The sequence below is a fragment of the Bradyrhizobium manausense genome, assembly GCF_001440035.1.
Lineage (GTDB): Bacteria > Pseudomonadota > Alphaproteobacteria > Rhizobiales > Xanthobacteraceae > Bradyrhizobium > Bradyrhizobium manausense.
In genome coordinates, this window is record NZ_LJYG01000112.1 from 411151 (window position 1) to 437042 (window position 25892).

The following is a 25892-nucleotide window of genomic DNA, read 5'->3' on the forward strand; positions in this document are numbered from 1 at the left end:
GGTCGCCGCCGGCAGGTCTGCCGCTGGCGCCCCCGGATTTCGTCCTCTGTTCGTGCGAAGCTGTGCTCATCGATCACCCCTTCGCGGCGGTGCTGGCCGCTCCGACCGGCTTGGCGCGCGGCAGCACCAGCGTCAGCAGGCGCAACAACTTGATCGCCTGCACCTCGTGCGGATGCACGTCTTCGTCCGCCGCCGCGACACGCTCCGACAGCTCGATGAGATGGGACGACAGCGGCAGATCCGAGACCGGACGCAGTGTGTCGATGACGACATTGGCGAAGTCAGGCTCCTCGAGCCGTGCGGCGAGCTCGTCGAACATGGACGACAAGCGATCATCACTGATGAGCGGCGCCAGACCGCGCTCCCTGATGAAGCGGATCACCTCGTCGCGCTCGACCGGTGACACGCGGCGATCGGCGACGGCAACGAGCGCGCCTGATATCACCAGCGCCACTGCAGCCTGCTCGTTGAAGCGCGACGGCTCGGTGATCTCGGCTTCGATGGAATTGGTGTCGTTGGCGTCAGACATCGTCGCTCCCAGTGCTTGCGAAATGGCCGCGCGGAGCTTGCGATGGGGACGATGAGGTCGGAGAGAGCTCAAGAAGGCCCGACAATCGGCCGATCCATCGCATTCGCGCGGGGACAGGTCATCCGACATCGCGAGGTTTTGCTGAGAGGGTCAGCGTCCTCGCCAGAGGGGCCCGGATTCTTGTTCGCTCGAGAGATAAAGACGAGGTGGAGGGAATCAAGCCGGCCGACGTGCGGCGAGCCGCCGCAGCGAGGTTCCATGTTGCCATATTCCTCGCCGTCCTCGCCCGCGTAGGCGGGCGATTCAGTATTCTGTGACAGCAGTGATCAGCCGATAAGCCGCGGCGTACTGGATCCCCCGCCTGCGCGGGGAATGACAGCCGAGTGTTCGCGCGTCACCCCACATGCTCCACGAGATGCGCGCGCGATGGTGACGGATCGAACCGGTCGCCGAAATATTGCGTTTCGTGCGCCACCAATCCGTCACGGAGTTCCATGATGCTGACGACGTAGGATGGCACGCCGTCATAGGTCAGGACGAACTCGCTCACCCAGAAATCGCCGCCGCCGACGATCCGCCGCACCGTAAAGCGCTTCTTGTTCGGCTGCATGAAACGGCTCTGCTGAATGTTCCGGCGTCCGCGGATGCGTTCGCCGGACTGCGGATAGTCGAGCACGGCATCGTCGCGATAGATGTCATGCTCGGCCTCGAAATCGTTTGCGTCCGAAGCGTCCCAATGACGCTGCAGCGCCGCGCGTGTGGCCAGGTCATCCATCGCGATCTCCCGCCTTGTCGCTTCCCGCTTTAAATCAGCGTGCAGGCGGGCGGCGGCAAGACCCTCTAGCAAAGTCTAACAACGCCTAACGCGCCAAAGCCACGATCTGGGTGCAGATTGATATTGCCTCGATCCGGAATCCGCCGGGTCGACGCGCGGCGCCGGAGACAGAAATGGCACGATTGCTGTCCGTCAATGTCGGCCTGCCGCGCGACGTCGCCTGGCAAGGCAGGACGGTCCATACCGGCATCTGGAAGGCTCCCATCGAAGGCCGGCGCACGGTGCGGCAGCTCAACATCGATGGCGATGGCCAGGGAGATACCGCGGGTCACGGCGGCGAACAGCGCGCGGTGTACGTCTATCAGGACGCATCCTATCGCTACTGGCAAAGTCACCTGGGGCGCTCGAACCTCGTCCCTGGTCAATTCGGCGAGAACTTCACGGTCGAAGGCCTCGCCGATACCGACGTCTGCATCGGAGATCGCTACAGGATCGGCTCTGCCCTGTTCGAAGTGACCCAGCCGCGCGTCACGTGCTACCGGCTCGGCATTCGCATGCAGGAGCCCGACATGGCCGCACTGCTGGTCAAGCACGGCCGGCCCGGTTTCTATTTTCGCGTGATCGAGGAAGGTGACGTCGGGGCCGGCGACGAGATCATTCAGGTCGCGCGCGGGCCTGAAAGCATGAGCGTGGCAGAGATCAATGCGCTGCTTTACCTGCCCCCTCACCCGCGCGACCGGCTCGAACGCGCGCTGAGGATTCCGGCGCTGAGCCGCGGCTGGCGTCATTCCTTCGAGGCCCTGCTTGGCCAGAATGCGCCAGCCGGCAATGCCGGGCTCGGCCCGGCGGCGGGCCCGCCTCCGGCATGGCGCGGATTCCGGCCGTTCCGCGTCGAGCGCAAGATCGTCGAAACCAACGACGTGACGTCGTTGGTCCTCGAACCTGCGGATGGACACGCCGGGGCCGCCGCCCTGCCCGGTCAGTTCGTCATCATCAGGTTCGGGCCTCCCGACACGGCGGCAATGACCCGCAGCTATTCGCTATCGAGCCAGGCTGATGCGGCGTCCTACCGACTCAGCATCAAACGGGAGCCGCACGGCATCGCCAGCACCTACGTCGCCGACCAGCTCCGGCCCGGCGACGTCGTGCAACTCGGTGCGCCCCGCGGCAGCTTTACGCTACGACAAGACACGCAACCCGTCGTCCTGCTGAGTGCCGGCATTGGCGTGACGCCGGTGCTAGCGATGCTTCACGCGCTCGCAGCAGAACCATCGCAACGAGATGTCTGGTGGCTGCATGGTGCCCGCAACGGCCGCGAGCATGCCTTCGCGGTCGAGGTGCGCGAACTCCTGACCAGACTTCCCCACCATCATAGGCATATCTGCTACAGCAGGCCCGATCCCGGCGATCGGCTGGAAATCGATTTCGACAGAGTCGGACATCTGGATGCTGCCCTGCTCCGGCAACTTGATTTGCCAGGAGACGCCGACTTCTATCTGTGCGGACCGCGCCCCTTCATGAGCGACCTCACCTCGGGGCTCCGCGCGTCGGGCGTGGCGCCCGATCGTATCCACACCGAGTTGTTTGGCGCCGGGCCGTCGCTGACGCCGGGCATCGTGACGTCGACGAAGAAGACGCCCCCGCATGTGCCGGAGGGAGCGGCGGGTCCCGGGCCCATGGTGACCTTTGCCCGTAGCGGCCTCAATGTCCGCTGGGCGCCGTCCTATGCCAGCCTGCTCGAGCTGGCCGAGGCCTGCGACATCCCCGTGCGCTGGTCATGCCGGACGGGAGTGTGCCACAACTGCGAGAGCGGCCTCAGTGCCGGTGACGTCAGCTATCAGCCCGATCCGCTCGACGCGCCGGCGGACGGAAACGTGCTGATCTGCTGCGCCCGGCCACACAGCGACATCGTGATCGATCTCTAAGACACAGGAGAGCCTCATGCGACCCGACATGATGCCAGGAGCGACCTTCCCCGACTACGAGCTCAGCGACCACACCGGCAAGCACCGCAAGCTCTCGGAACTGCAGGGCACCGATCCCATGATCGTCGTGCTTGGCCGCGGCGGCTTCTGTCCGAAGGACCGTCGCCAGACCGAAGGTCTGCTGCAGCTCCATCGCGAGATGGAGGTCGGCTATTGCCGGCTCGTCACCATCACCACCGATACCATCATCCAGACCAACGAATACCGAACCGGCGCCGGAGCCCACTGGCCTTTCCTGTCCGATCCCAGGCGGATCGTGCAGAAGGACCTCGACATCGCCGAATACACCGATCCCGTCCACAATCCGATGATTCCCCATGTCATCGTGCTGGCGCCCGGCTTGCGTATTCACAAGATTTATAACGGCTACTGGTTCTTCGGTCGCCCGACCGTCGAAGAGCTTCGCGGGGATCTCAGAGCCGTCAGCATGAGCTGCCGACCGGATTGGGACATCACCGCGCCCGGGTTCAGGGCGCAGTGGGACCAGGGCCGCAAGGAGCACTTTTATCCCTACGGCAAGACTTACGCCGAAACGCTCGGCGAATAGGGGGAAAACGCAGGCGATTGCCGATCCGGCCCGATGAAATCATTGAGAACCGGCGGTTTATGACTCGCCGGATTCCGGCTATCTCCGTGTCAGGAACGGAGACCCGCCATGTACATCCCCCCGGCGTTCAGGGACGACGACATCGAGAGCATCCGCGCAACCATTCGCGCCGCGCGCCTTGCAAGCCTCGTCACGGCGACCACGATGGTCCGGTCGCGACCCCGTTGCCGCTCCTCCTGGACGAGGCCGAAGGTGAGCGCGGCGTGCTGTACGGGCATGTCGCAAAGGCCAATCCGCAATGGAAGCTGCCGCCGATCGGCGATGCGCTCGCGATCTTCTCAGGTCCCGACGCCTATGTGACGCCGTCCTGGTACGCGACCAAGCAGGAGACCGGGAAGGTCGTACCGACCTGGAACTACGTGGCCGTGCATGCCTACGGCCCGGTGGAATTCTTCCAGGAGCCGGAGCGCCTGCTCGAGGTCGTGACACGGCTGACGCGCAAGCAAGAAGGCGCGCGTGCAAAGCCGTGGGCGGTCAGTGACGCGCCTGCCGATTTCATCGCCGCGCAGCTGCGCGGGATCGTCGGCGTGCGCATCCCCGTGGCGCGGTTCGAAGGCAAGCGCAAGATGAGCCAGAACCGGCCGGAGGCCGATCGCATCGGCGTCGCGCAAGGTCTTGCGGCGAGCGACAACCATGTTGATCGCGAAGTCGCGCCTCTGATCCCGCTTCCGACCTAAGCGGCGCCTTACGTCACGAGCCCGAGCATCCATTGATCGCGCCGCAGCCGAAGCTGCGAAAATGGTTCCGCTCGGCCTTGCAATTTCCAGCGGCTCCAATGCGGAACCGGCTCCCCATCCGGCGGATTATCGCCCGCAGGTAGTACCATCGCCGGTGGCACGGATGACAATTGCTTCGGATGTTTTGAAATTGCTGCGCCTCGATTCCTCCGACGACAAGCAGCATCTCGTCATTCGCTCCGCCGGCGCGCGTGGCAAGGCGGCCGACTATTCCTTCGGCATCGAGGAGGAGTATTTCCTCGCCGATCGTCGCACCCTCGAGGTCGCGATCCGGACTCCGAACGAGCTGTTCGAATCGGCGAACTGGTCGACCGGCGGCCAGGCCATGCGCGAGATGCTGCAATCCCAGCTCGAGGTCGCCACCAATGTTCACGTCGACGTCAATGACGCCCGGGAAGAGCTGAGATTCCTGCGCCGCGAGGTCGCCAACGTTGCCGCACAATATGGCTTTGCCATCATGGCCTGCGGCACGCACCCCACGGCAGTGTGGCGCATGTCGCAGCCGAGCCCGAAGCCGCGCTATGCGGACATGATCGAGGATCTGCGCAGCATCGGCCATCGCAACCTGATGTGCGGCATGCATGTCCATGTTCAACTGCCGGATCCCGAGAAGCGGATGGCGGTGATGCAGGCCATGCTGCCACATCTGCCGCTGTTCATCGCGCTCGCGGCGTCCTCGCCGTTCTGGAATTCGCATAAGACGGGACTGAAGGGCTACCGGCTCGCGGCCTATTCCGAGCTGCCGCGCACCGGCCTGCCCGAGTTGTTCGAGAGCAAGCGCGACTACGACGACTATGTCGGCGCATTGCAGCGCTCGGGCGTGATCCCCGACGAGAGCCACATCTGGTGGGCGATGCGGCCATCGATGAAGCATCCGACACTGGAGCTTCGCGCGCCCGACACCTGCACCTTCGTCGACGACGCCGTCGCCATCGCTTCGCTGTATCGCTGCCTGACGCGGCATCTCTATCTGCGGCCGCATCTGTCGAAGCAGGTCACCGCGGTCGAACGCGCCATTGCGGTCGAGAACAAATGGCGCGCCCAGCGCTACGGCACGGATTGCATCTTTGCATCAAGGGACGGTCCGGTGACGATCTCGGAGATGCTGTCGCGAATCATCGACGACACCACTGAGGATGCGGACGCCCTGGGATGCTCCGCCGAAATCGCGCACTGCCGCACCATTGTTGACCGTGGCAGCTCGGCTGAATTCCAGCTTCGCGCCTATCGCGACGCCGGCGACGACATCGCAGCCGTGTCACGATGGATCGCGACTTCGACGATATCAGGGACAAATGCACCGATCGGGCGTCGTGCTCAAGCGCCCTCATAGCGCCCTTCGCCTCAAGCCCGCGCCACGAGGCGTGGACGGAAGACCGACTGGATGGTCGGCGCCTGTGCAGCAGCCAGCTTTCGCGCAGACCTGCGCCGCGGAATGAAGAAGCTGCTCACGACGATCGGCTCGAAATCGCCCAGCGCGGTCCGCTCCTTCACCAGCAGGCTCATGACCGAGCGCATCTTGATGACTTCCTGCGCCACGAAGCTGCAGTTCTCATCGCGGTTGATCTGCTCGTGCATGATCGCCTCAGCCTCGCGCATGCTGACGCGAAGCGCTCTGATGGTCTTGCGGATGTCGTTGATGCGGTTGTCCATGGCTGCCTCCCTCTCGGTCAAAGCATAAGAACAAAACATGAACAAGATGTCAATCACCGCCGCGACCAGTTGCGGTGTCACGCGCGATCCGCCGACGGCGCCACTGCACGTGCACTGAGATGCTTGCCGACAAATTAGACAAGTCACCCGCTATCCGGAAATCGCAGGGCTCGTGAGGAGCGCCCTGCGTTCGACCTCAGCTGCCGATCTAACCTCCCGTGCAGCCACCGGATTTCTTGCTGAACGGGCTCGCCGCACGGTGGCGCCGGGCGCGCTTGCTGCTGCGCAAATCAACTGGCCCAAAATTCGCAATGACGTTGCAAGGCTTGGCAATGGCGCAGAGCGGAGAACGTCATGAACGTGCATGCTGCGGGCGATCTCAAGACATCAGGCCTCACCCATCCGAACGGCGCGCCGCTCCGCCTCAACACGCAAGACTTCGTTGCGATCGATCGCGACAAGAATGCCAAGTTCGAAGCGACCTATCGGCCGCAAGCGCTCTACAACAGAGCCAACGAGGGCTTTCACGCCAACAACGAGACCTTCCTGCTCCACGAGGTCGCGACCAATTTGCCGATCTATCGTCCCGACACCGGCCCCACCGACTTCCATCTGCATCTGCCGCCCGGCGGCTTTCAGCTCGTGCTGGTGACCTCCGGTGCGTTCACCTTCGACTATGACGGGCGCTGGTACAATGTCGGCCCCGGCGCGGTGATGCTGCAAAGCGCCATCGTGCATCGCCAGCTGTTCTATACCTGGTCGGGCCTTTCGACCGAAGAGAATCTGAAGACGCCGCAGACGGTGGTGCCCGATCCGATCTCGATGGGCTATTCCGGCAAATTCCTCGAGGCCTTCATCACCGATCCAACGACCTTCCCGAACCCGACCATCGTCGGACCGGACCAGATCAACGAAGACGAAACGCCGCGCGTGGCCTGGAGCCACCCGCTGCATGACCGTCCCGCCGATGCCGGCTTCTGGCTGCAGGATCCCCTCGCGCTGGATGCGCTCTACAAGCCGCTCACCGACGGTTCGGTCAAATCGGCCCTGCAGGTTTACGTGCGCGACATCGGCATCGAGATTCCGAGCGGCCATCTGGTCACCGGCCACGTCATCGCAACCGACCCGCGTGGGCACGCGCTGTTGCCGAAGAGCACGTCGGCCGCCGCGGACGCGACGTGCTTTGCCAAGGGCGAGGTCGCGATCTATCGCGTCATTCGCGGCACCGCCGAATTCAAGAGGAAGTCCGGCGAGAGCTTTGAACTCTCTGCTGGCGATGTTGTGACGGCGGGCAAGGACTCGATCAGCCTCGTCGGCCTTGGCGAAAACACCCAGGTGCTGCGGCTCGGCCTGCTCAAGGGCATCAACGATCTTCGCAGCTGGACACCGACGCAGCGCGACGAGATCGACGGTCTCGCCGGCCAGATCATCACGCACAAGGACATTCGACCGCTGCGCACCGAAGGCAAGCCGGTCGGATATTTATACGGCTGAGCGCATGCCGTATTTGGCAAGTCCGGTGGGTGGTCGGGTTCTTCACCTCTCCCGCAAGGAGAGGTGAACCAGACGCCCCTACTCCGCCGCCTGGCGCACGTGGCGCGCGATCGGCGTACGCATGGTCACGAGCTCCTCTGCCGCGGTCGGATGCAGCGCGATGGTCGCGTCGAAATCGGCTTTCGTCGCCTTCATCTTCACCGCGATCGCGACGGCTTGCGTCACCTCGGCGGCGCCATCGCCGACGATGTGACAGCCGAGCACGCGATCGGTCGAACCGTCGACCACGAGCTTCATCAGCACGCGGGTGTCGCGGCCCGACATCGTCGCCTTGATCGGGCGGAACGTCGTCTTGTAGATGTCGACGTGGCTGAACTGCGCGCGCGCCTCGGTTTCGGTCAGGCCGACCGTGCCGACCTCCGGCTGCGAGAACACCGCCGTCGGGATGTTGGAATGATCGACCTGCACCTCGCGCTTGCCGAACACGGTGTCGGCGAAGGCATGGCCTTCGCGGATCGCGACCGGCGTCAGGTTGAAGCGATGGGTGACGTCGCCGATCGCATAGATGCTGTCGACCGAGCTCTTGGAGAAATGATCGACCGCGATGCCGCCGTTCCTCGGATTGATGGCGACGCCGGCGTTCTCGAGGCCAAGATTGGCGACGTTGGGATGGCGGCCGATCGCGAACATGACCTGGTCGGAAGCGATGCTCGAGCCGTTCGACAGATGCGTGGTGAATTCCTCGCCGTGCCGATCGACCTTCGTCACCGTGCAGCCGGTGAGAATGGTGATGCCCTGCTTTTCCATTTCGCTGCGGACATGGGCACGCACGTCTTCGTCGAAGCCACGCAGAATGTTGTCGCCGCGATAGATCACGGTGACGTCGGAGCCGAAGCCGGCAAAGATGCCGGCGAATTCCAGCGCGATGTAGCCGCCGCCCTGGATCACGATCCGCTTCGGCAGCTTCTTCAGATGAAACGCCTCGTTGGACGAGATCACATGCTCGATGCCGGGGATCGCGACGCCATGATTGGGCGCACCGCCGGTGGCGATCAGAATGTATTTCGCAGTGATCTTCTTGTCGTCCGCGAGCAGGCGGACGGTGTGCTTGTCCTCGATGACAGCACGGCTTTTGACCACTTGCGCGCCCGACTTCTCGACATTGGCCGTGTAGGCCGCCTCCAGCCGCGCGATCTCCTTGTCCTTGTTGGCGATCAAGGTCGGCCAGTCGAAGCTCGCGGGCGGAACGGTCCAGCCGAAACCGGCGGCATCCTCGAGTTCGTGACGAAAGTGCGAGCCGATCACGAACAGCTTCTTCGGCACGCAGCCGCGGATCACGCAGGTGCCGCCCATACGGTACTCTTCCGCGATCATCACGCGAGCGCCGTACCCGGCCGCGATGCGGGCGGCACGCACGCCGCCCGAACCGCCACCGATGACAAAGAGGTCGACGTCGAATTCAGCCATTGTCCACTCCGACCCCTTTCAGAGCATGATCCGGAAAAGTGTGAAGCGGTTTTCCGAAAGGATCATGCTCAAACAACAACCTAAAGCGCGATGCCGCGCTTTAGGGATTCCCGATCAGATAGGTACGGTCAGATATCCTTGCCACGCTTCTTCATCTCGGCCCGGAAGGCGCTGGCGACGACTTCCGAGAAGTGCTGCGCCCACTCGTTCATGACCTGCATGCTGAGGTTGATGGCCTTGGGTTCGGCGGTGAGCAGCTTCTGGCCGAGCGGCGACCTGTAGAAGGTGACGAGATCCTTGAGCTCCTGCTCGGTGAACATGCCGGCATAGACCCCCACCATGCCGTCGCCGATCTCCTGCTCGCGGCCGGCCAGCTGCTTGGCGATAACGGGGGCGAGCTCGTTGAGGTCCTTCTGGTAGTTGAGGTTCTGCCCGATCAGCGTGGCCTTGACCTTCTCGACCATGCCGGGCACCGCGCCGGCGTACATCGCGCTGGCATTCTTCAGCGTCAAAATCTCCTTTGCTGCGGCAATGGCCGCCGGAGTCAATGGGGCCGGCTGCTGCTGTTGCGCGGTCGCGGGTACGGCCCCCAGCGCCAGCGCGAAGGCGAGGCACGCGGCGGGCACGATCTTCAAAACGCTCTTCATTCCTAGTCTCCTTTTGGCGGCTTATCGCCGTTCAATCACGCGGATTCCGTCGCCACCCGCCAAAACAGCCGAGCTGGCCAAGCCGATGAACAACCCATGCTCGACCACGCCGGGGATCGCGCTCAGCGCCTTGGCGAGGCTCGCCGGATCGGCAATACGCCCGAGCTGGGCATCGACGATCCAGTGGCCGCCATCGGTGACGAAAACGTGGCCATCTTTGGCCTTGCGGACCGCCATTTGCCCGGAAACGCCGCATTGCGCAAATGCCTTCTCGATGGCGCGGCGGGTCGCCCCGAGGCCAAACGGGATCACCTCGACCGGCAGCGGAAAGCGACCGAGCGTCGGCACCCACTTGGTATCATCGGCAATGACGATCATGCGATCCGAAGCGGCCGCCACGATCTTCTCGCGCAGCAATGCCCCACCGCCGCCCTTGATCAGATTAAGCTGCGGATCGATCTCGTCGGCGCCGTCGACGGTGAGGTCGAGGTGGTCGATCTCGTCGAGCGTGGTCAACGGCACGCCACAGCGCTCCGCATCCGCGCGGGTCGCTTCCGAGGTCGGCACACCGATCACATTGAGCCCGGCGGCAACGCGCTCTCCCAGCAGCTCGATGAAATGCTTGGCCGTCGAGCCGGTCCCGAGCCCGAGCTGCATCCCGTCACGCACCTCGTCCAGGGCGCGCGCCGCGGCCTGCCGCTTCAACTGGTCCATGTTCACGTCTGCGCCCGCCTCTCGAAATCAGGTGTGCCGCCGGTAGCCGCTTGCGGCGGCCTATGTAGCCTCGTTTTCTCCCCGAGAACAGGGCCCGGAACAGGCCTATAGGCTGATCTTACGGCCCTGCCCCTTGCGTCGGCCCGGGCGGACCGATAGCGCTTTTTGCATGACCTCCAAAGACAAGATCGGCCCCTACACCCTCGTGTTCGATCTCGACGGCACGCTTGTGGATACGGCGCCAGACCTGATCACCGCCCTGAACTACGTGCTCGACCGTGAAGGCCTGCCGCCGGTGCCGATGGCCTCGGCCCGGAATATGATCGGCGCCGGCGCCCGCAAGCTGATCGAGCGGGGCCTGGAGGCGGAGGGGCGGACGGTCACGCCTGGCGACATGGACCGCATGACGGCCGATTTCATCGCCTATTACGCCGACCATATTGCGATCGAATCCCGCCCCTTCGAGGGGCTGCTTGACGCGCTCGACCTGTTCGCCGCACAGGGCCATCGGCTTGCGGTCTGCACCAACAAGCTGGAATGGCTGTCGAAGCGGCTTTTGGACCAGCTCGATCTGAGCCGCCGCTTCGCGGCGATCTGCGGGGCGGATACGTTCGGCGTCCAGAAGCCGGATCCGACCATTTTTCGCCAGACGGTGGCGCGGGCGGGCGGTGAGATCAGAGCCAGTATCATGGTGGGGGATGCCGGAACCGACGTCGGCGTGGCCCGGCGCGCCGGAGTGCCCGTCATCGGGGTCAGCTTCGGCTATACGGACGTGCCCATCGCCGAGCTGAAGCCGGACCGGCTGATCCATCACATGCGCGATCTGCCGGCTGCCGCCCGCAGCCTGATGACCGCCTAGCCGTCCGGCAAGCTCCTGAGATAGCTCGATTATCCCGGCGGAACCCCGCGTTAACCATCTATTAACTATGCATTGTCCGCCGGTTGCTTGCCCGGAACGACGCCCCTAAGGTCCGCGCGGGGTTATGTGGCGGTTCGTCGCAGTAGAAGTGGATGGGTCATGCGTCGTGTCATCGCGATTGCGTTAGCGGGAGCGAGCCTCGGTGGCTGCTCCTCGATGTCTTGGGACATGTTCAAATCGGCGCCGCCGACCCTTCAGGTCCGGCTGGAATCAAATCCCCCCGGGGCCGATGCGACGACCTCGCTGGGCGGAGGCTGCAAGACCCCCTGCTCCGTGTCGATTCCTGCCCCTGAGGCGCCGTTCACGGTCACCTACGCGCTGCCCAAATATCAGCCGACCACCGTGCCGGTGAACGTGATCAAGACTCCCGGCGATCTCACCACCTCTGCGACTGTGGCCACCGACCCGAATCCGGTATTCGCGGAACTTCAGCCTGCAGTGCCGCTGAAGCCCGTGAAGAAGAAGCCGCACCGGCCGAAGACGCCGAAACCGGTCGCAGCCGCGCCCGCCGATGCTGCAGCGCCCGCAGCCGGCACGGCGTTCCCCGATCCGAACGCGGGCAAGCGCTGATCTTCCGTGCGCTGCACGATTGTCCTTGTGGCATACCATGCTTAGATTGGCCGCTGAGCATCGCTTGAAGCAGCGGTGCGCCCGTCGCCGTCAGTGACAAGGCATTTGGCAAGGCATTTGGTATGAACGGATCCACTGCGAGTCCCCTCGCCGCGCTGTCGAGCCCGATGACCGATCCGTTCGGTCGCACCATTTCCTACTTACGCGTCTCCGTCACCGATCGCTGCGATTTGCGCTGCTTCTATTGCATGTCGGAAGACATGACGTTCCTGCCCAAGGCGGACCTCCTAACGCTCGAGGAACTCGACCGGCTCTGTTCCGCCTTCATCGCCAAGGGCGTGAAAAAGCTGCGGCTCACCGGCGGCGAACCGCTGGTCCGGCGCAACGTGATGTCGCTGGTGCGCTCGCTGTCGCGGCACCTTGCGAGCGGCGCGCTGGGCGAGCTCACGCTGACCACCAACGGCACGCAACTGGCAAAATATGCGCAGGAGCTTGCCGGTTGCGGCGTCCGCCGCATCAACGTCTCGCTCGATACGCTCGATCCCCGGAAATTTCGCGAGATCACGCGCTGGGGCGAGATCGACAAGGTGCTGGAAGGCATCGAGGCCGCGCGCGCTGCGGGCCTTGCCGTGAAGATCAACGCAGTGGCGCTGAAGAACCTCAACGAGGACGAGCTGCCCGACCTGATGCGCTGGGCCCATGGCAAGGGTATGGGCCTGACCCTGATCGAGGTGATGCCGATGGGCGAGATCGGCGCGGGCCGCATCGACCAATATCTGCCGCTCTCGCTGGTGCGCGCGCGGCTTGCCCAGCAATTCACGCTGACGGATCTGGCCGAGAGCACCGGCGGGCCGGCGCGCTATGTCAGCGTCGCCGAGACCGGCGGCAAGCTCGGCTTCATCACGCCGATGACCCACAATTTCTGTGAATCCTGCAACCGGGTGCGCATCACCTGCACCGGCACGCTGCACACCTGCCTCGGCCACGAGGATGCCTCGGACTTGCGCAAGCCGTTGCGCGCCTCCAGCGACGACATCCTGCTAGCGGATGCGATCGACCGCGCCATCGGGCTGAAGCCCAAGGGCCACGATTTCATTATCGACCGCCGCCACGACCGCCCCAGCGTCTCCAGGCATATGAGCGTCACCGGCGGCTGAGAATTCGCCGCCGGCGCGGTTGCCTTAAGCTTTTGCGATCTTAAGCTTTTGAGCGGGCGTCAATTTGCCCATTTTCCGATTGACGGCACCGAACGCCGCTGATTTGGTGCGACCGCCTTTGCTTGCCCGGCAGCCATAAGCCGGCCCGCCCCTTTGGCGGTCGCGGTCAAGACAGCAAGGCACGAGGGACTGACGCCGCAATCGCTTTCGGTCTGCGATCCGTGCGGTCGCGTGCTTTTGCACGCCGGCCGGGCGTTGCGTGCTGAAGCCTCCCGTGAAGTGTTAGGCCGCGACGGAGAGAAGGTAAAATGCGTCCATTGCTGGCGATGAGTAACGCCATCGACGCCCTCAATGAGAAGATTGGGTACGTCTGTAACCTGCTCGTGCTCTTCGCATGCCTGGTCAGCGCGGCCAATGCCATGATCCGCTACGCGTTCAGCTACTCGTCCAACGGCTGGCTGGAGCTGCAATGGTACATGTTCGCGATCCTGGTGATGTTCGGCGCGTCCTACACCTTCAAGCGCAACGAGCATGTGCGGGTCGAGATCCTCTATCTGATGCTGTCCGAGCGCGGCCAGCTCTGGCTCGACCTGATCGGCACGCTGTTCTTCCTGATCCCTTCCTGCCTCCTGCTCGCCTATCTGTCGTGGCCGTTCTTCATGCAGGCCTATGACGTCGGCGAGATGTCGGGCAATGCCGGCGGCCTGGTCCGCTGGCCCATCAAGTTCGTGATCCCCGCCGGCTTCGTGATGCTGGCGCTGCAGGGTGTTTCCGAAGTCATCAAGCGTATCGCGGCTCTCCAGGGCTATGTGACGATCGACGCCAAGTACGAGAGGCCGACCCAATGATTACGCTGGAGATGATGCCGCCGTTGATGTTCGGCGGCCTGGTTCTGGCGATGCTGCTCGGCTTCCCCGTCGCGTTCACGCTTGCCGCGGTCGGCCTCTCCTTCGGCTTCCTCGCCATCCATCTCGGATTCTTCGACCTCAACTTCCTGCAGGCGATCCCGGGCCGCGTGTTCGGCAGCGTGCTCTCCAACGAGCTGCTGCTCGCGATCCCGTTCTTCACCTTCATGGGCGCCATATTGGAGAGATGCGGCCTCGCCGAGGACATGCTGGACTCGATGGGCCAGCTGTTCGGCCCTATCAGAGGCGGCCTCGGCTATTCCGTCATCATCGTCGGCTTCATCCTCGGCGCCATCACCGGCACGGTGGCGGCGCAGGTCATCGCCATGGCGCTGATCTCGATGCCGGTGATGATCCGCTACGGCTACAACATGCGCTACATCACCGGCGTGCTGGCGGCCTCCGGCACCATCACGCAGCTGGTGCCGCCCTCGCTGGTGCTGATCGTGCTCGCCGACCAGCTCGGCAAGTCGGTCGGCGACATGTATCTCGGCGCCTGGGGCCCCTCGGTGTTCCAGATCCTGCTGTTTGCCGGCTACACCTTCATCCTCGGCCTGATCAAGCCCGAGCACGTTCCGCCGGTGCCGAAGGAAGCACGCACGCTGACCGGCTGGGCGCTGTGGAAGAAGTGCCTGATGGGCATCATCCCCTCGGCCGTGCTGATCTTCGTCGTGCTCGGCACCATGATGATGGGCCTTGCGACGCCGACCGAAGCCGGCGCCATGGGCGCGGTCGGTGCCATCGTGCTCGCCGCGATCCACCACAAGGATTTCACCTCGACCGACCGCAAGGTGCTGATCATAGGCGTGGTTGCTGCCGGCATCGGCACCATCATCGCGATGTTGTTCACCGAGAACGTGATCTTCAAGATCGCGTTCGCCATCACCTATCTCGCGGTCGCCTGGATCTGCGTCCAGGCCGCGCGCATCCCCGACCTGCGCGACCTGATCAAGCAGGGCTACGAGACCACCATGCGCATCACCTGCATGGTCACCTTCATCCTGATCGGCTCGACCTGCTTCTCGGTGGTGTTTCTCGGCGTCTCCGGCGGCGTCTGGCTCGAGCACATGCTGACCTCGCTGCCCGGCGGCGTCTGGGGCTTCCTGATCTTCATCAACCTCTTCATCTTCTTCCTGGCGTTTTTCCTCGACTTCTTCGAGATCGCCTTCATCATCCTGCCGATGATCGCGCCGATCGCGCAGAAGATCCTGGGGCCCGTCGTCGGCGACGGACCTGCGCTGATCTGGTTCGGCGTCATGCTCTGCGTCAACATGCAGACCTCGTTCCTGCATCCGCCGTTCGGCTTCGCGCTGTTCTACCTGCGCGGCGTCGCGCCGAAGGAAGTGAAGAGCTCCGACATCTATTGGGGCGCGATGCCCTGGATCGGCCTGCAGATGATCATGGTGCTGATCGTGATCGCGTTCCCGATCACGGTGACGGGCCTGCTCGACAAGCCCGTCAGTGTCGATCTCGACAAGGTCAAGATCGAGGTGCCGCAGATCGACCTGCCACCGTTGGATCTGGGACCACCGCAGAAGTAGCCTTCTTCCTTCTCCCTTTGTGGGAGAAAGTGGCATAGGCGGCCTTCGGCCGCCGTTCTTAACAAACGCCGAAGCGAAGCTTCGGCTGTGGCGCCGGATGAGGGGTTCTCTCCACGAGGGCAGATATCGTAGGGTGGGCAAAGCGAAGCGTGCCCACGCACTGCAAACTTGGGTTAGAGATGGTGGGCACGGCGCAAGTGCGCCTTTGCCCACCCTACGATTCCGGATTCGCGGATAGACCCCCTCACCCGTCTCGCCGCTATCGCGGCGAGCCACCCTCTGCCGCAGGGCTAACAGACCGACCCGCGTGACACGCGTGGCAAACACGGGCATACCGGACGTTCCTCCAACTTGGGAATGCCGCGTATGCCCCGATCGCGCCCTGCTCTCTCCTTTGTCAGTCCGCTGCTCGCCTCGCTCTGGCTCGCCTGCGCCGCAACCATCGCGCATGCCGAACCGATGGCCGACATCCACGGGCTGGCGCAGAAGGAGCGGCAGCCGCTGCTCGATACGCTGCGCGATCTCGTCAACATCGAAACCGGCAGCGGGGATGTCGAAGGCCTCAATGTGATCGCAGGCCGCGTCGCCGACCAGCTCAGGCAGATCGGCGGCGAGGTGGAGATCCTGCAACCCACCGACATCTATCGGCTCGATGACACGCCCGAGAAGATCGGGCCTGCCGTGCACGCCACCTTCAAGGGCAGCGGCACCAGGAAGATCATGCTGATCGCCCACATGGACACGGTGTATCTGCGGGGCATGCTGAAGGACCAGCCGTTCCGCATCGACGGCGACAAGGCCTATGGCCTCGGCATTGCCGATGACAAGCAGGGCGTCGCGCTCATTCTCCATACCGTCGCGATGCTGCAGAAGCTGAACTTCAAGGATTACGGCACGCTCACCGTGCTCACCAACAGCGACGAGGAGATTTCCTCGCCCGGCTGGCGCAGCACCATCACCAGGTTCGCTTCCGATCAGGACGTGGTGTTCTCGTTCGAAGGCGGCGGCACCGACGGCTCGGTGCGGCTCGCCACCAGCGGCATCGGCTCGGCCTATCTGACGGTGACAGGCAAGTCGTCGCATGCCGGTTCCCGCCCCGAGGGCGGCATCAACGCGCTCTACGAGCTCTCGCACCAGGTGCTGCAGATGAAGGATCTGTCCAAGCCCGAGCAGGGCCTGAAGCTGAACTGGACCGTCGCGAAAGCCGGCACCAACCGCAACGTGATCCCGGCCGAAGCCACCGCGCAGGCCGATGCGCGCGCGCTGAAGGTTTCCGATTTCGACGAGCTGGAGAAGACTCTGCAGGAGAAGATCAGGAATCGCCTGCTGCCGGACTCCAAGGTCGAGCTGAAATTCGAAGTGCGGCGCCCGCCGCTCGAGGCCAACGACGCCTCGCGCCGCGTGGCGGCCTACGCCAGGACGATCTATCAAGAGCTCGGACTATCCATGAACGTTGCCGAGAAGGCGACCGGCGGCGGCACCGATGCCGCCTTTGCCGCGCTCAAGACCAAGGGCGCCGTGGTCGAAGGCATGGGGTTGTCAGGCTTCGGCGCGCATTCCAATGACGCCGAATATGTGAAGCTCGACACCATCGTGCCGCGCCTGTACCTCACCACGCGCATGATCATGGATCTGTCGGCCGGCAAGGTGAAATAGCGCTCAGCGTTCTTCCTTCTCCCCTTGTGGGAGAAGTGGTTCTCTCCACGAGCGCAGATAGCGTAGGGTGGGCAAAGCGACTTGTCCGCCGTAGCTCGAAGAGCGAAGGCGGAAGCCTGCCCACGTACTGCAAAATCCGGTTAGAGATGATGGGCACGGCGCAAGTGCGCCTTTGCCCACCGTCCGATTCCTGAAAGCAAGGGAAGAGGGCTAAGCCCCCTGCTCCGCCAGCCTGAAGCGCAGCGTGAACTCGGCGCCGCCGCCGGGGAGATTGTCCACCGCAACCGTTGCGGCATGATCGTCGGCGACGCCCCGCACGATCGAGAGGCCGAGGCCCGCACCGTCGCTGCGCTGGCGATCCCTGCGCCAGAAGCGCTGGAAGATCAGCTCGCGTTCGGCCTCGGTGACGCCGGGGCCGCAATCGCGCACCCGCACCGAACCGTCGTCGCCGACCTCGACGTCGACCGACGTCTCCTTCGCGGTGAACTTGATGGCGTTTTCGGCGAGGTTGAAGACCGCGCGCTGGAGCATCTCGGAATTGCCGTGGATCAGCACGGGCGCCTCGGCGCCCTTGAGCGCGATGTCCTTGTGCTGTGCAATCGCAAGGGGCGCGATCGCGCCGACCACCTCGGCGCAGACGGCGCGCAGATCGGCGGTCTCGCCGGGATCGAGCACCAAGGTGTCGAGCTCGGCGATCTCCAGCAGCTGGGCGACGATCCGGCTCATGCCCTCGATGTCGTCATGCAGCGCCTGCCGCACCGCATTGTTACCGAGCGTCTCGACCCGCGTGCGCAGGATCGCGAGCGGCGTGCGCAACTGATGGGCCGCGTCGGCGGTGAACTGGCGCTGCAGGCGAAAGCCGTCCTCGAGGCGATCGAGCGCCTGGTTCACCGCGGTGACGAGCGGCATGATCTCGCGCGGAATCTGCTCCGTCGGCAGACGGACGTCGGTGCGAGCAGGGCCGATATTGCTGGCTTCTTCCGAGGCCTTCCAGAGCGGCGCAATGGCGCGGCGGAAGATGAAGATGTCGATGGCGAGCAGGATCAGAAGAATGGGAATGGTGATCCAGCCGACCCGGCGGAAGAAGTTGGACACGATGTCGTCGGTGATGACGTCGCGATGGGACAAATCTTCCCCTACCCTGATGCGAACGGTGGTGCCGTCGATCGTCTGCGTGACTTCCGCACCCGAGACCGTGTCCGACCGCGCATCTCCGGTCTTCTTGTGGGACGAGAACAGCAGGCGGCCGTCGACATCGCGGATATCGTACTGGTAGCGGCCATAGGCTTCCGAATAGAGACCGCGCAGGCTATCGGGCAGATTGAACGTGATCTTGCCGTCGGGCTGGACTGAGATGCGCTCGGCGAGCGTCTCGGCCTGGGCCCGCATCGCCGCCCGATGCAGCTGGTCGATCTCGGAGTTCAACAGCCAGAACAGCACCAGCGGCAGGAAGATCGCCACCACCGCGACCGCGATGATGTGCAGGAACACGATGCGCGAGATCAGCGATTTGAACGACGGGGCCCGGAGTCTGGATCCGGTCTTGTATCCGGCCCTGTCTCCGGTCCTGTCTCCGGTCCTGTCTCCAGTCCTGGACCCGATCTGGAATCCGCCCCAGGCCACGCTATTTCTCCTCGGCCATCATGTAGCCGACGCCACGGATCGTGTGGATCACGACCTTGGCGCCGTGTTCAGTGAGCTGCTTGCGCAACCGGGAGACATAGACCTCGACCGCATTGGAGGCGACCTCGCCCTCGAGCCCGAAGATGTGATCCTCGACATTCTTCTTCGGCACCACCCGGCCCTGCCGGCGCAGCAAGATCTCCAGCACGGAGGTTTCGCGCGAGGAGATGATCCGCGGCTTGTCGTCGACGAAGATCTGGCGGCTCTCGGTGTCGTAGACGAGATTGGCAAGCCGCAACGACCGGCCGAGCAATTGCCCCGGACGGCGCAGGATCGCTTCCAGCCGCGCCACCAGCTCCTCCATCGCGAACGGCTTGGCCAGATAGTCGTCCGCGCCGCTGCGCAGGCCGTTGACGCGATCCTGCAAGCCGCCGCGCGCGGTCAGCACCAGCACCGGCAGCGGCTCCATCTGCCGACGCAGCTCGCGCAGCACCATTAGGCCGTCGCCGTCGGGCAGGCCGAGGTCCAGGATCATCGCGGCGTAGGCCACGTTGTGCACCGCTTCACGCGCCTCCTCCGTGCTGCCGACGATATCGCTCTCATAGCCGGCCGCTGCCAGCCCGCTGGCAACGAGCCGCGACAGCTCGACATTATCCTCGACGATCAGAAGGCGCATGCAGTAAACTCAAGCTTCCGGCATTCCCGAACCGCGCGCACGCGGCGATTGCCGATCTGTTCCACCATTCAGCGGATTGGGCCAGCGAAAAATGATGCGGTCGGGCGTTCTTCCGGGCGCATCTTTAGCGGCCTGGAACGGCGGGACGCCGCCCGAAAGACGCCGACGCAACAAAGGCTAACGACCTCTCACAACTCATAACAGGCGCGTCCCGCGCTTGGCGGGATGATCCGGGACGAAACGCCAAAGTACATCCCAAGGCACATCCCAAGGCACATCCCAAGGCACATCCCAAGGCACATCCCAGGCAAAGGAGGGGTTCCATGAGGACGTTCATCAGACCGCAGGCCGCCGCTACGGCGGCGATGTCCAGCAACGGAGCCATCGACCACGATAGGCGCAACCTCCTCAACACGGCCACTACCGGCATCATGGCGGCCGGCGTCGCAACCCTGCTTCCGGCCCGCCCGGCACCAGCCGCAACGAAGGACGCGATCCGCCCCTTCAAGATCAATATCACCGACAAGGCGCTCACCGATCTCCGACACCGTCTCGCCATCACCCGCTGGCCCGACAAGGAGACCGTCGACGACGACTCGCAAGGCGTGCCTCAGGCCACGCAACAGGCGCTCATCCGCTATTGGCAGACCGACTACGACTGGCGAAAGGTCGAGGCGCGGCTCAACGTGTTGCCGCAATTTCTGACCGAGATCGACGGCCTCGACATTCATTTCCTGCACATCCGCTCGAAGCATCCGAACGCGCTGCCGATGATCGTGACGCATGGCTGGCCCGGGTCGGTGATCGAGCAGCTCAAGATCATCGATCCCCTGACCAATCCGACGGCGCATGGCGGCGGCGCCGACGACGCCTTTGATCTCGTCATCCCCTCGATGCCCGGCTATGGATTTTCGGGCAAGCCGACCACAACGGGCTGGGATCCGCAGCGCATCGCGCGGGCCTGGGTCGTGCTGATGAAGCGGCTCGGCTACAGCAGGTTCGTCGCGCAGGGCGGCGACTGGGGCTCGCCTGTTACGAATGAGATGGCCAAGCTCGGCGCGCCGGAACTGATCGGCATTCACGTCAACCTGCCCGGCGTCGTGCCGCCGGAGATTTTCAAGGCCGTGGCCTCGGGCGACCCTGCACCGGCCGACCTTACCGACGAGGAGAAGCACGTCTTCGCCCAGCTCAAGATTCAGTTCACGATGCGACGCGCCTATGCGCAGATCATGGGCACGCGGCCGCAGACGCTGTCGGGCCTTGCCGACTCCCCTGCCGGCCTTGCCGCCTGGCTGCTCGATCACGGCGACGGCTACGCCCAGCCGGCCGCGGCGATCGCCTCGGCCGTCGCAGGGCGTACCGTCAACGGGCATTCGGCGGGAGCGCTAACGCGCGACGACGTGCTCGACAACATCTCGCTGTACTGGCTGACCAACACCGCGATCTCCTCGGCGCGCCTCTATTGGGAGAACAAGACCAATCTCTATCTGCCGGCCAATGTCACCATCGCGGCCGCCGTGACGGCGTTCCCCGGCGAGAGCTTTGTGGCGCCGAAGAGCTGGGCCGAGCGGGCCTATCACAAGCTGATCTACTTCCATCAGGCCGAGGCCGGCGGGCACTTTGCGGCATGGGAGCAGCCCGCGATTTTCAGCCGCGAGATTCGCGACGCCTTCCGGCCGCTGCGCAGTTCAACCTGACCGCTACGACGGTGCGGCCGCTCAGGCGAGATAGCCGGACACGCCGTCCCACAGCAGCTTCAGCGCCGTGACGACCAGCAGCCCGTAGCAAGCGCGGAAGACCTGCTGCTGGTCCAGCCGCCCGTGCAGGCGCCAGCCAAGCCAGACCCCGGCGGGAATGGCGAGAAGACAGATCGCCATCACGATCCATTCGTTGCCGCTGGGACGCGTCAGCAGCAGCCATGGCACCGCCTTGGTGGCATTGCCGACGGTGAAGAACAGGCTGGTCGTTCCGGCATAGACCTCCTTGGTGAGGCCGAGCGGCAACAGATACATCGCCAGCGGTGGTCCGCCGGAATGCGCGACCATGGTCGTGATACCCGAGGCGAGACCGGCAGCCACCGCCTTCGGCGTCGAGCGCGGGCGAATGGTCACCTTCGCGTCGCCAAAGAACCATAGGCCGACGAAAATCAACGTCACGACCGCCATCACGATCGCGACGGCACGGTGGTCCAGAACGCGAAACAAGAGATAGCCAAGACCGATGCCGATCACGAGCCCGGGCAATAGCAGCACCAGATCCGGCTTCGACCAGGTCGACGGCTTCCAGTAGCGCAGCGCGAACAGGTCCATTGCGATGAAGAGCGGCGCGAGCAGGCCGCCGGCGGTCACCGGGTCCATCACAAAGGACAGCAGCGGAATGCCGACGATGGAAAAGCCGCCGCCGAATGCGCCCTTCATGAAGCAGATCAGGAATACGCCTGAGAAGGCGATGAGGATGGTGGTGAGCGTCAGATCCATGCAACTCTCCGGGGCCACCTGACAATCCACTGCTCTATGAAGCCTTCCGGCGCGGTATGTCCTCATTCCGGAAAAACAGGCGCGGCAGCGCCGAAGGCACGCCGAACGACAATCCGATGAAGGCGAGAAACAGGTCGAAATAACTGGGGTGCATGGTCGTGGCTCCGTACTCCCGGTAAAGCCCGGTGCAATCCGATGATTGCCCTTAATATGATCCGACCCATATCTCAGGACAATAATTACATTGCCCTCGGTGCAATACAATCAGGCGCACGAACCTATTGTAACTCCCGTTGAAACCTGGGGAGGAGGCCCGATCTCACGGCAATGTCATCGTGCCCCCTGGGCGCGCCGCCGAGCTTCCCGTCCCCCAGGACCGCGCTCCGTCCACGCGTCATTGCGAGCGCAGCGAAGCAATCCAGAACCTTTGCGAAGAGCCAGCCTGGATTGCTTCGGGGAGCCTGTCATCGGGCCGCGCTTCGCGCGGACCCGGGCGTTGATCGAATTCGCAGCCGCGGTGGTCAAGGACGGGTGCGGTTAAGCAGCAATTCTCGGCGTAGTCGCCCGCCTTGCAAGCGCCGCGGCTCTACCTGCTTGATACTGCCAGTCGTCATTCCCTTATGTGTTGAGCCATGGCGGCAACCGCGGAATCCAGCGCGGCACACTCGTCTGAAAGTTCTCATACTCCGTGCCGAATGTTTGCTTCAGCGTCGGTTCTTCGATCATCACCACCCAGACATGAAAGAAAAGCCAGAGCAGCGCGCCGTACCAGAGGAGACGCCAATCCCCAAACAAAAGGGCCTGCCCAAAAACGACAGCGACGACCGCGATGTAGATCGGATTACGCACATAGCGATAAAGGCCGGTCACGACGAGCTTCTGTGGCGGCGCGATCGGAGCGGGCGTCCCCAGCCCCTCCAGTGCAAAACGGGCAAATGAATCCAGAATTCCGGGCACTCCGGCGATAATCAATGTAACGCCAACGAAGCGGATTGGATCGACGCCGAGAAAAGCAGGCCCAAACTCCCAGCGGGTCATCGACCACGGGATCAGCCCTGCGAGCACACACGGCGCAACCAGGAAGAAGAGTGCAGAGCCCAAGACCGCACTCACCCTTTGCATGGCGATCCCCTGATGCTTTCGCTGGCGGCACACTTTCTTGAAAGAGCATCCTTTGGTCCGCGACGGCCTTGCGCAAGCGTCTCGACCAGGCCCACAGTCCAGCACATCGGGCATCCCCGTAACGCGACGAAGGCGGCAACGCCCGCGCCCAAGGCTAGCCAGGGGTGCGCGGTCTGATCGACGATGGCCCAAGCGAGCAGCGCCGCCGCAGCTGCGCCGCGCATCAGGTGTGCGCCCAGGAAAGCGCTGCCGAACATGCCGATTCCACGAAGATAATTCATGTGCTCTCTCGTCCGCTGTCCTTTGTGTCGAGCAGATACTCACGCACCAATGTGCGGGCGCGGCGCAGGCGGCTCTTGGCCGCTTCGCGCGTCACGCCGAGGCGCCGGGCGATTTCGCCAATCGTCAGATCTTCGAGATCGCGCAGCAGCAGCACTTCGCGATGCGACGGCGAAAGCGACTCGATCGCGTCGACCAAGTCTATGCGCAACTCGTCCGATGGGACCTTTGCGAGCTCGCGCGACTCCTCCTGGCTGGCGAGTTCCTCGACTCCGCGCATCAGCATCAGCGCCGGCAGCATGCAAAGGCGCGCAATCACGGTCAGCAGCCAGCCCGCGAGTGCGGCTGGAGTGCGGATCGTGCCCACGCGCCGGTACACGACGATGAGTGCCTCTTGCACCACGTCTTCGATCAGCGAGGCGCGGTAGCAAAGGCGCCGGGCGTAGCGTCGAATGTCCGGCTGCAGCACCACCAACAGCTGTGTGAGCGCACGCCGGTCGCCCGACTGTGCCGCGAGCAAGAGATCGTCTGATACGCGCGCCAAGGCGGTCACCCCTCCAGTGGCTCGCGCCCGGCGACGGCGCAAGCAGGACAATAGCCGAACACGCCAGTGACCAGCGTCACCATACCCGCACCGCTGAGCAGTAGCCCGAGGGGCGAAGCGTGCAGCGCAACCATGCCGCAGATGAGCATCAAGCCACCGCCGATCAGCCTGGCTGCGCGCTCCCACCCGCCAACGTTCTTCCTGTACCACATGGTTCTGTGCTCCGGTTGTGACGCGCCGCTATGGCGTCCTCATCCAGACAAGAGGGTGCAAACGCGGCGCCGGGGTCACGGCCCAGAAAATAATTTTTGAGGGGTGCGAGCTTCGGCAGGTAGGCGCGGGCGTCGGGCGCAGCCCCCGGGCCATCTTCAAATGGTCTGGCTGTCGAACCTCTATGAGCCGACTTGAGCCACACGCGGATTTCGGATTATTCGATTATCGCTTTATGCCACTGTTTTGCCCGACGGGTCAAGCCCAACGCCATCCGCGCGTCATTGCGCCCTCACCGGCTTCTACTGTGCATGGGGTTGTTTTGCAGATTTTGAATAAGCCTGCCGCCTCGCCCACGAAAAAGCCCGGCCTCGCGAACGAGGCCGGGCTATTCAGTCCGGCAGACTGGTCGAGGATCAGCCGCGGGTGCGCGAGCGGATCATGAAGCTGTCGTAGGTGTACTCGGCGACCTGCCACCACAGATATTCGTCGGAGCGGTAGGCCTGCATCGCGTCGATCGACTTCTTGAAGTCGGCGTTCTTGGCCGACAGCTCGGCCCACAGCTCGTTGGTCGCCTTGAGGCAGGCTTCCAGCACTTCGTTGGTGAAGGGACGCAGCTGCGTGCCGCCGGCGACCAGTCGCTTCAGCGCCGCCGGGTTCTGCATGTCGTAGCGCGCGGCCATCCAGCTGTTGGCGTTGGCCGCCGCGTTGGTGAGGATCGCCTGGTAGTTCTTCGGCAGCGAATTCCACTTGTCGAGGTTGGTGAAGGCGTGGACCATCGGACCACCCTCCCAGAAGCCCGGATAGTAATAGTATTTGGCGACCTTGGCGAAGCCGAGCTTCTCGTCATCATAGGGGCCGACCCATTCGGCGGCGTCGATGGTGCCCTTCTCCAGCGCCGGATAGATGTCGCCGCCGGCGAGCTGCTGCGGCACCACGCCGACCTTCTGGAGCACCTGGCCGGCGATGCCGCCGATGCGGAACTTCAGGCCGGAGAGGTCCGCAACGGTCTTGATCTCCTTGCGGAACCAGCCGCCCATCTGGGTGCCGGTGTTGCCGCAGGCGAAGCCGATCACGTTCGACTTCTTGAAGAACTCGTTGCCGAGCTCGGCGCCGCCGCCCTGGTACCACCAGGAGTTCTGCTGGCGCGCGTTGAGGCCGAACGGCACCGAGGCGTAGATCGCCCAGGTCGGGTCCTTGCCGACATAGTAGTAGGAGACGGTGTGGCACATCTCGACGGTGCCGTTCGAGGTCGCATCGAGCGCCTGCAGGCCGGGGACGACTTCGCCGGCGGCGAACACCTGGATCTGGAACTTGTTGTCGGTCATCTCGGCGACGTACTTCGCCAGCTGCTCGCCACCGCCATAGATGGTGTCGAGCGACTTCGGGAAGCTCGACGTCATGCGCCACTTGATCTCGGGCGAGGACTGCGCAATCGCCGGCGAGGCCACCGCGGCTGACGCCGCCGCGCCTGCTGCCGACACTTTCAGAAAATCACGACGCTTCATTTTCAGGTCTCTCCTTGCTGGGGCGTGTCCCCGAACTTCCTCTTTGCTGCCACTCGTTCCGGCGACACGGATTGAGCCGCGTCGAACCGAAGGGGCT

General features: G+C 63.9%; 24 protein-coding genes and 1 pseudogene. 12 read left to right on the plus strand and 13 right to left on the minus strand.

From position 1 onward, the window contains the following. Positions 1–73 precede the first annotated feature (73 nt). Together AOQ71_RS38510 and AOQ71_RS38515 are read right to left on the minus strand one after the other, a co-directional pair. Positions 74–529 (minus strand): TerB family tellurite resistance protein, encoded by a 456-nt coding sequence (locus AOQ71_RS38510; RefSeq protein ID WP_057758439.1) that lies wholly within the window; start codon positions 527–529, stop codon positions 74–76. Positions 530–923: 394 nt separating this feature from the next. Continuing rightward, positions 924–1304 carry a nuclear transport factor 2 family protein gene (locus AOQ71_RS38515; RefSeq protein ID WP_057758441.1) on the minus strand — a complete coding sequence of 127 codons (381 nt, stop codon included), beginning with the start codon at positions 1302–1304 and terminating at the stop codon, positions 924–926. A 173-nt stretch (positions 1305–1477) separates the two neighbouring features. Between AOQ71_RS38515 and AOQ71_RS38520 the strand changes: the two genes are divergently transcribed. The 4 genes and pseudogenes from AOQ71_RS38520 (at position 1478) to AOQ71_RS38535 (ending at position 5966) form a co-directional block, all read left to right on the plus strand. Next, positions 1478–3229: an MOSC and FAD-binding oxidoreductase domain-containing protein gene (locus AOQ71_RS38520; RefSeq protein WP_057758443.1), complete on the plus strand. Its 1752-nt coding sequence runs from the start codon at positions 1478–1480 to the stop codon at positions 3227–3229. Between the two features lie 16 nt (positions 3230–3245). Continuing rightward, complete coding sequence (locus AOQ71_RS38525; protein ID WP_083514790.1) at positions 3246–3836, plus strand: redoxin domain-containing protein; 591 nt, start codon at positions 3246–3248, stop codon at positions 3834–3836. Between the two features lie 108 nt (positions 3837–3944). Next, a pseudogene (locus AOQ71_RS38530) lies at positions 3945–4573 on the plus strand (FMN-binding negative transcriptional regulator). Positions 4574–4736: 163 nt separating this feature from the next. Next, positions 4737–5966, plus strand: coding sequence for a carboxylate-amine ligase (locus tag AOQ71_RS38535; protein ID WP_057758449.1), 1230 nt, complete (start codon positions 4737–4739; stop codon positions 5964–5966). Between the two features lie 11 nt (positions 5967–5977). Here AOQ71_RS38535 and AOQ71_RS46135 read toward each other — a convergent pair whose 3' ends face one another. After that, a complete protein-coding gene (locus tag AOQ71_RS46135) occupies positions 5978–6286 on the minus strand; it encodes a hypothetical protein (RefSeq protein WP_245317371.1) in 309 nt (102 codons plus the stop codon). A 354-nt stretch (positions 6287–6640) separates the two neighbouring features. Here AOQ71_RS46135 and AOQ71_RS38545 point away from each other — a divergent pair, with 354 nt between their 5' ends. After that, positions 6641–7780: a hypothetical protein gene (locus tag AOQ71_RS38545; RefSeq protein WP_057758451.1), complete on the plus strand. Its 1140-nt coding sequence runs from the start codon at positions 6641–6643 to the stop codon at positions 7778–7780. A gap of 78 nt (positions 7781–7858) precedes the next feature. Here the strand turns inward: AOQ71_RS38545 and gor are convergent, their stop codons facing one another. From gor to rpiA, 3 genes are all read right to left on the minus strand, one after another. Beyond that, complete coding sequence (gene gor, locus AOQ71_RS38550; protein ID WP_057758453.1) at positions 7859–9247, minus strand: glutathione-disulfide reductase; 1389 nt, start codon at positions 9245–9247, stop codon at positions 7859–7861. Between the two features lie 128 nt (positions 9248–9375). Beyond that, positions 9376–9894: a DUF2059 domain-containing protein gene (locus tag AOQ71_RS38555; RefSeq protein WP_057758455.1), complete on the minus strand. Its 519-nt coding sequence runs from the start codon at positions 9892–9894 to the stop codon at positions 9376–9378. Positions 9895–9915: 21 nt separating this feature from the next. Continuing rightward, positions 9916–10614: a ribose-5-phosphate isomerase RpiA gene (rpiA, locus tag AOQ71_RS38560; RefSeq protein ID WP_057758457.1), complete on the minus strand. Its 699-nt coding sequence runs from the start codon at positions 10612–10614 to the stop codon at positions 9916–9918. 163 nt (positions 10615–10777) lie between these two features. Here rpiA and AOQ71_RS38565 point away from each other — a divergent pair, with 163 nt between their 5' ends. From AOQ71_RS38565 to AOQ71_RS38590, 6 genes are all read left to right on the plus strand, one after another. Next, positions 10778–11467, plus strand: coding sequence for an HAD-IA family hydrolase (locus AOQ71_RS38565; protein ID WP_057758459.1), 690 nt, complete (start codon positions 10778–10780; stop codon positions 11465–11467). Positions 11468–11626: 159 nt separating this feature from the next. Continuing rightward, positions 11627–12097, plus strand: coding sequence for a hypothetical protein (locus tag AOQ71_RS38570; RefSeq protein WP_057758461.1), 471 nt, complete (start codon positions 11627–11629; stop codon positions 12095–12097). A 122-nt stretch (positions 12098–12219) separates the two neighbouring features. After that, on the plus strand, positions 12220–13254 hold the full coding sequence (moaA, locus tag AOQ71_RS38575; protein WP_057758463.1) for a GTP 3',8-cyclase MoaA: 1035 nt from the start codon (positions 12220–12222) through the stop codon (positions 13252–13254). Positions 13255–13562: 308 nt separating this feature from the next. Continuing rightward, on the plus strand, positions 13563–14102 hold the full coding sequence (locus tag AOQ71_RS38580; protein ID WP_057758465.1) for a TRAP transporter small permease subunit: 540 nt from the start codon (positions 13563–13565) through the stop codon (positions 14100–14102). After that, positions 14099–15700 carry a TRAP transporter large permease gene (locus AOQ71_RS38585; RefSeq protein ID WP_057758468.1) on the plus strand — a complete coding sequence of 534 codons (1602 nt, stop codon included), beginning with the start codon at positions 14099–14101 and terminating at the stop codon, positions 15698–15700. Before AOQ71_RS38580 ends, AOQ71_RS38585 begins: the two co-directional genes overlap by 4 nt. Positions 15701–16066: 366 nt before the next feature. Continuing rightward, positions 16067–17356, plus strand: a complete 1290-nt coding sequence (locus tag AOQ71_RS38590; protein ID WP_057758470.1) for a M20/M25/M40 family metallo-hydrolase — start codon at positions 16067–16069, stop codon at positions 17354–17356. Between the two features lie 210 nt (positions 17357–17566). Here AOQ71_RS38590 and AOQ71_RS38595 read toward each other — a convergent pair whose 3' ends face one another. After that, positions 17567–18862, minus strand: a complete 1296-nt coding sequence (locus tag AOQ71_RS38595) for a sensor histidine kinase (protein WP_057759066.1) — start codon at positions 18860–18862, stop codon at positions 17567–17569. A 118-nt stretch (positions 18863–18980) separates the two neighbouring features. Next, positions 18981–19655: a response regulator transcription factor gene (locus AOQ71_RS38600; RefSeq protein ID WP_057758472.1), complete on the minus strand. Its 675-nt coding sequence runs from the start codon at positions 19653–19655 to the stop codon at positions 18981–18983. Between the two features lie 365 nt (positions 19656–20020). Between AOQ71_RS38600 and AOQ71_RS38605 the strand changes: the two genes are divergently transcribed. Continuing rightward, the gene (locus AOQ71_RS38605; RefSeq protein WP_162268468.1) at positions 20021–21352 is read left to right on the plus strand and encodes an epoxide hydrolase family protein; all 1332 of its coding nucleotides are present in this window, start codon (positions 20021–20023) and stop codon (positions 21350–21352) included. 21 nt (positions 21353–21373) lie between these two features. Here the strand turns inward: AOQ71_RS38605 and AOQ71_RS38610 are convergent, their stop codons facing one another. From AOQ71_RS38610 to AOQ71_RS38635, 5 genes are all read right to left on the minus strand, one after another. Then, entirely contained in the window at positions 21374–22132 is a 759-nt protein-coding gene (locus tag AOQ71_RS38610; protein WP_057758476.1) for a sulfite exporter TauE/SafE family protein, read from the minus strand. 618 nt (positions 22133–22750) lie between these two features. After that, a complete protein-coding gene (locus AOQ71_RS38615; RefSeq protein WP_057758478.1) occupies positions 22751–23254 on the minus strand; it encodes a methyltransferase family protein in 504 nt (167 codons plus the stop codon). Positions 23255–23531: 277 nt separating this feature from the next. Then, the gene (locus AOQ71_RS38625) at positions 23532–24077 is read right to left on the minus strand and encodes an RNA polymerase sigma factor (protein ID WP_057759068.1); all 546 of its coding nucleotides are present in this window, start codon (positions 24075–24077) and stop codon (positions 23532–23534) included. Between the two features lie 5 nt (positions 24078–24082). Further along, positions 24083–24289 carry a YgaP family membrane protein gene (locus AOQ71_RS38630; RefSeq protein ID WP_057758481.1) on the minus strand — a complete coding sequence of 69 codons (207 nt, stop codon included), beginning with the start codon at positions 24287–24289 and terminating at the stop codon, positions 24083–24085. Between the two features lie 414 nt (positions 24290–24703). Further along, entirely contained in the window at positions 24704–25795 is a 1092-nt protein-coding gene (locus tag AOQ71_RS38635; RefSeq protein WP_057758482.1) for a TRAP transporter substrate-binding protein, read from the minus strand. Positions 25796–25892: the final 97 nt, after the last annotated feature.

Excerpts from the sequence above, each read along its gene's own strand:
- AOQ71_RS38610 (WP_057758476.1), bottom strand. The coding sequence starts at position 22,132 with ATGGATCTGACGCTCACCACCATCCTCATCGCCTTCTCAGGCGTATTC.
- AOQ71_RS38590 (WP_057758470.1), top strand. The coding sequence starts at position 16,067 with ATGCCCCGATCGCGCCCTGCTCTCTCCTTTGTCAGTCCGCTGCTCGCC.
- AOQ71_RS38585 (WP_057758468.1), top strand. The coding sequence starts at position 14,099 with ATGATTACGCTGGAGATGATGCCGCCGTTGATGTTCGGCGGCCTGGTT.
- AOQ71_RS38635 (WP_057758482.1), bottom strand. The coding sequence starts at position 25,795 with ATGAAGCGTCGTGATTTTCTGAAAGTGTCGGCAGCAGGCGCGGCGGCG.
- AOQ71_RS46135 (WP_245317371.1), bottom strand. The coding sequence starts at position 6,286 with ATGGACAACCGCATCAACGACATCCGCAAGACCATCAGAGCGCTTCGC.
- AOQ71_RS38515 (WP_057758441.1), bottom strand. The coding sequence starts at position 1,304 with ATGGATGACCTGGCCACACGCGCGGCGCTGCAGCGTCATTGGGACGCT.
- AOQ71_RS38630 (WP_057758481.1), bottom strand. The coding sequence starts at position 24,289 with ATGTGGTACAGGAAGAACGTTGGCGGGTGGGAGCGCGCAGCCAGGCTG.
- AOQ71_RS38535 (WP_057758449.1), top strand. The coding sequence starts at position 4,737 with ATGACAATTGCTTCGGATGTTTTGAAATTGCTGCGCCTCGATTCCTCC.
- AOQ71_RS38525 (WP_083514790.1), top strand. The coding sequence starts at position 3,246 with ATGCGACCCGACATGATGCCAGGAGCGACCTTCCCCGACTACGAGCTC.
- AOQ71_RS38510 (WP_057758439.1), bottom strand. The coding sequence starts at position 529 with ATGTCTGACGCCAACGACACCAATTCCATCGAAGCCGAGATCACCGAG.
- AOQ71_RS38580 (WP_057758465.1), top strand. The coding sequence starts at position 13,563 with ATGCGTCCATTGCTGGCGATGAGTAACGCCATCGACGCCCTCAATGAG.
- AOQ71_RS38570 (WP_057758461.1), top strand. The coding sequence starts at position 11,627 with ATGCGTCGTGTCATCGCGATTGCGTTAGCGGGAGCGAGCCTCGGTGGC.
- AOQ71_RS38545 (WP_057758451.1), top strand. The coding sequence starts at position 6,641 with ATGAACGTGCATGCTGCGGGCGATCTCAAGACATCAGGCCTCACCCAT.
- AOQ71_RS38600 (WP_057758472.1), bottom strand. The coding sequence starts at position 19,655 with ATGCGCCTTCTGATCGTCGAGGATAATGTCGAGCTGTCGCGGCTCGTT.
- moaA (WP_057758463.1), top strand. The coding sequence starts at position 12,220 with ATGAACGGATCCACTGCGAGTCCCCTCGCCGCGCTGTCGAGCCCGATG.
- AOQ71_RS38565 (WP_057758459.1), top strand. The coding sequence starts at position 10,778 with ATGACCTCCAAAGACAAGATCGGCCCCTACACCCTCGTGTTCGATCTC.
- gor (WP_057758453.1), bottom strand. The coding sequence starts at position 9,247 with ATGGCTGAATTCGACGTCGACCTCTTTGTCATCGGTGGCGGTTCGGGC.
- AOQ71_RS38615 (WP_057758478.1), bottom strand. The coding sequence starts at position 23,254 with ATGCAAAGGGTGAGTGCGGTCTTGGGCTCTGCACTCTTCTTCCTGGTT.
- AOQ71_RS38555 (WP_057758455.1), bottom strand. The coding sequence starts at position 9,894 with ATGAAGAGCGTTTTGAAGATCGTGCCCGCCGCGTGCCTCGCCTTCGCG.
- AOQ71_RS38605 (WP_162268468.1), top strand. The coding sequence starts at position 20,021 with ATGTCCAGCAACGGAGCCATCGACCACGATAGGCGCAACCTCCTCAAC.
- AOQ71_RS38520 (WP_057758443.1), top strand. The coding sequence starts at position 1,478 with ATGGCACGATTGCTGTCCGTCAATGTCGGCCTGCCGCGCGACGTCGCC.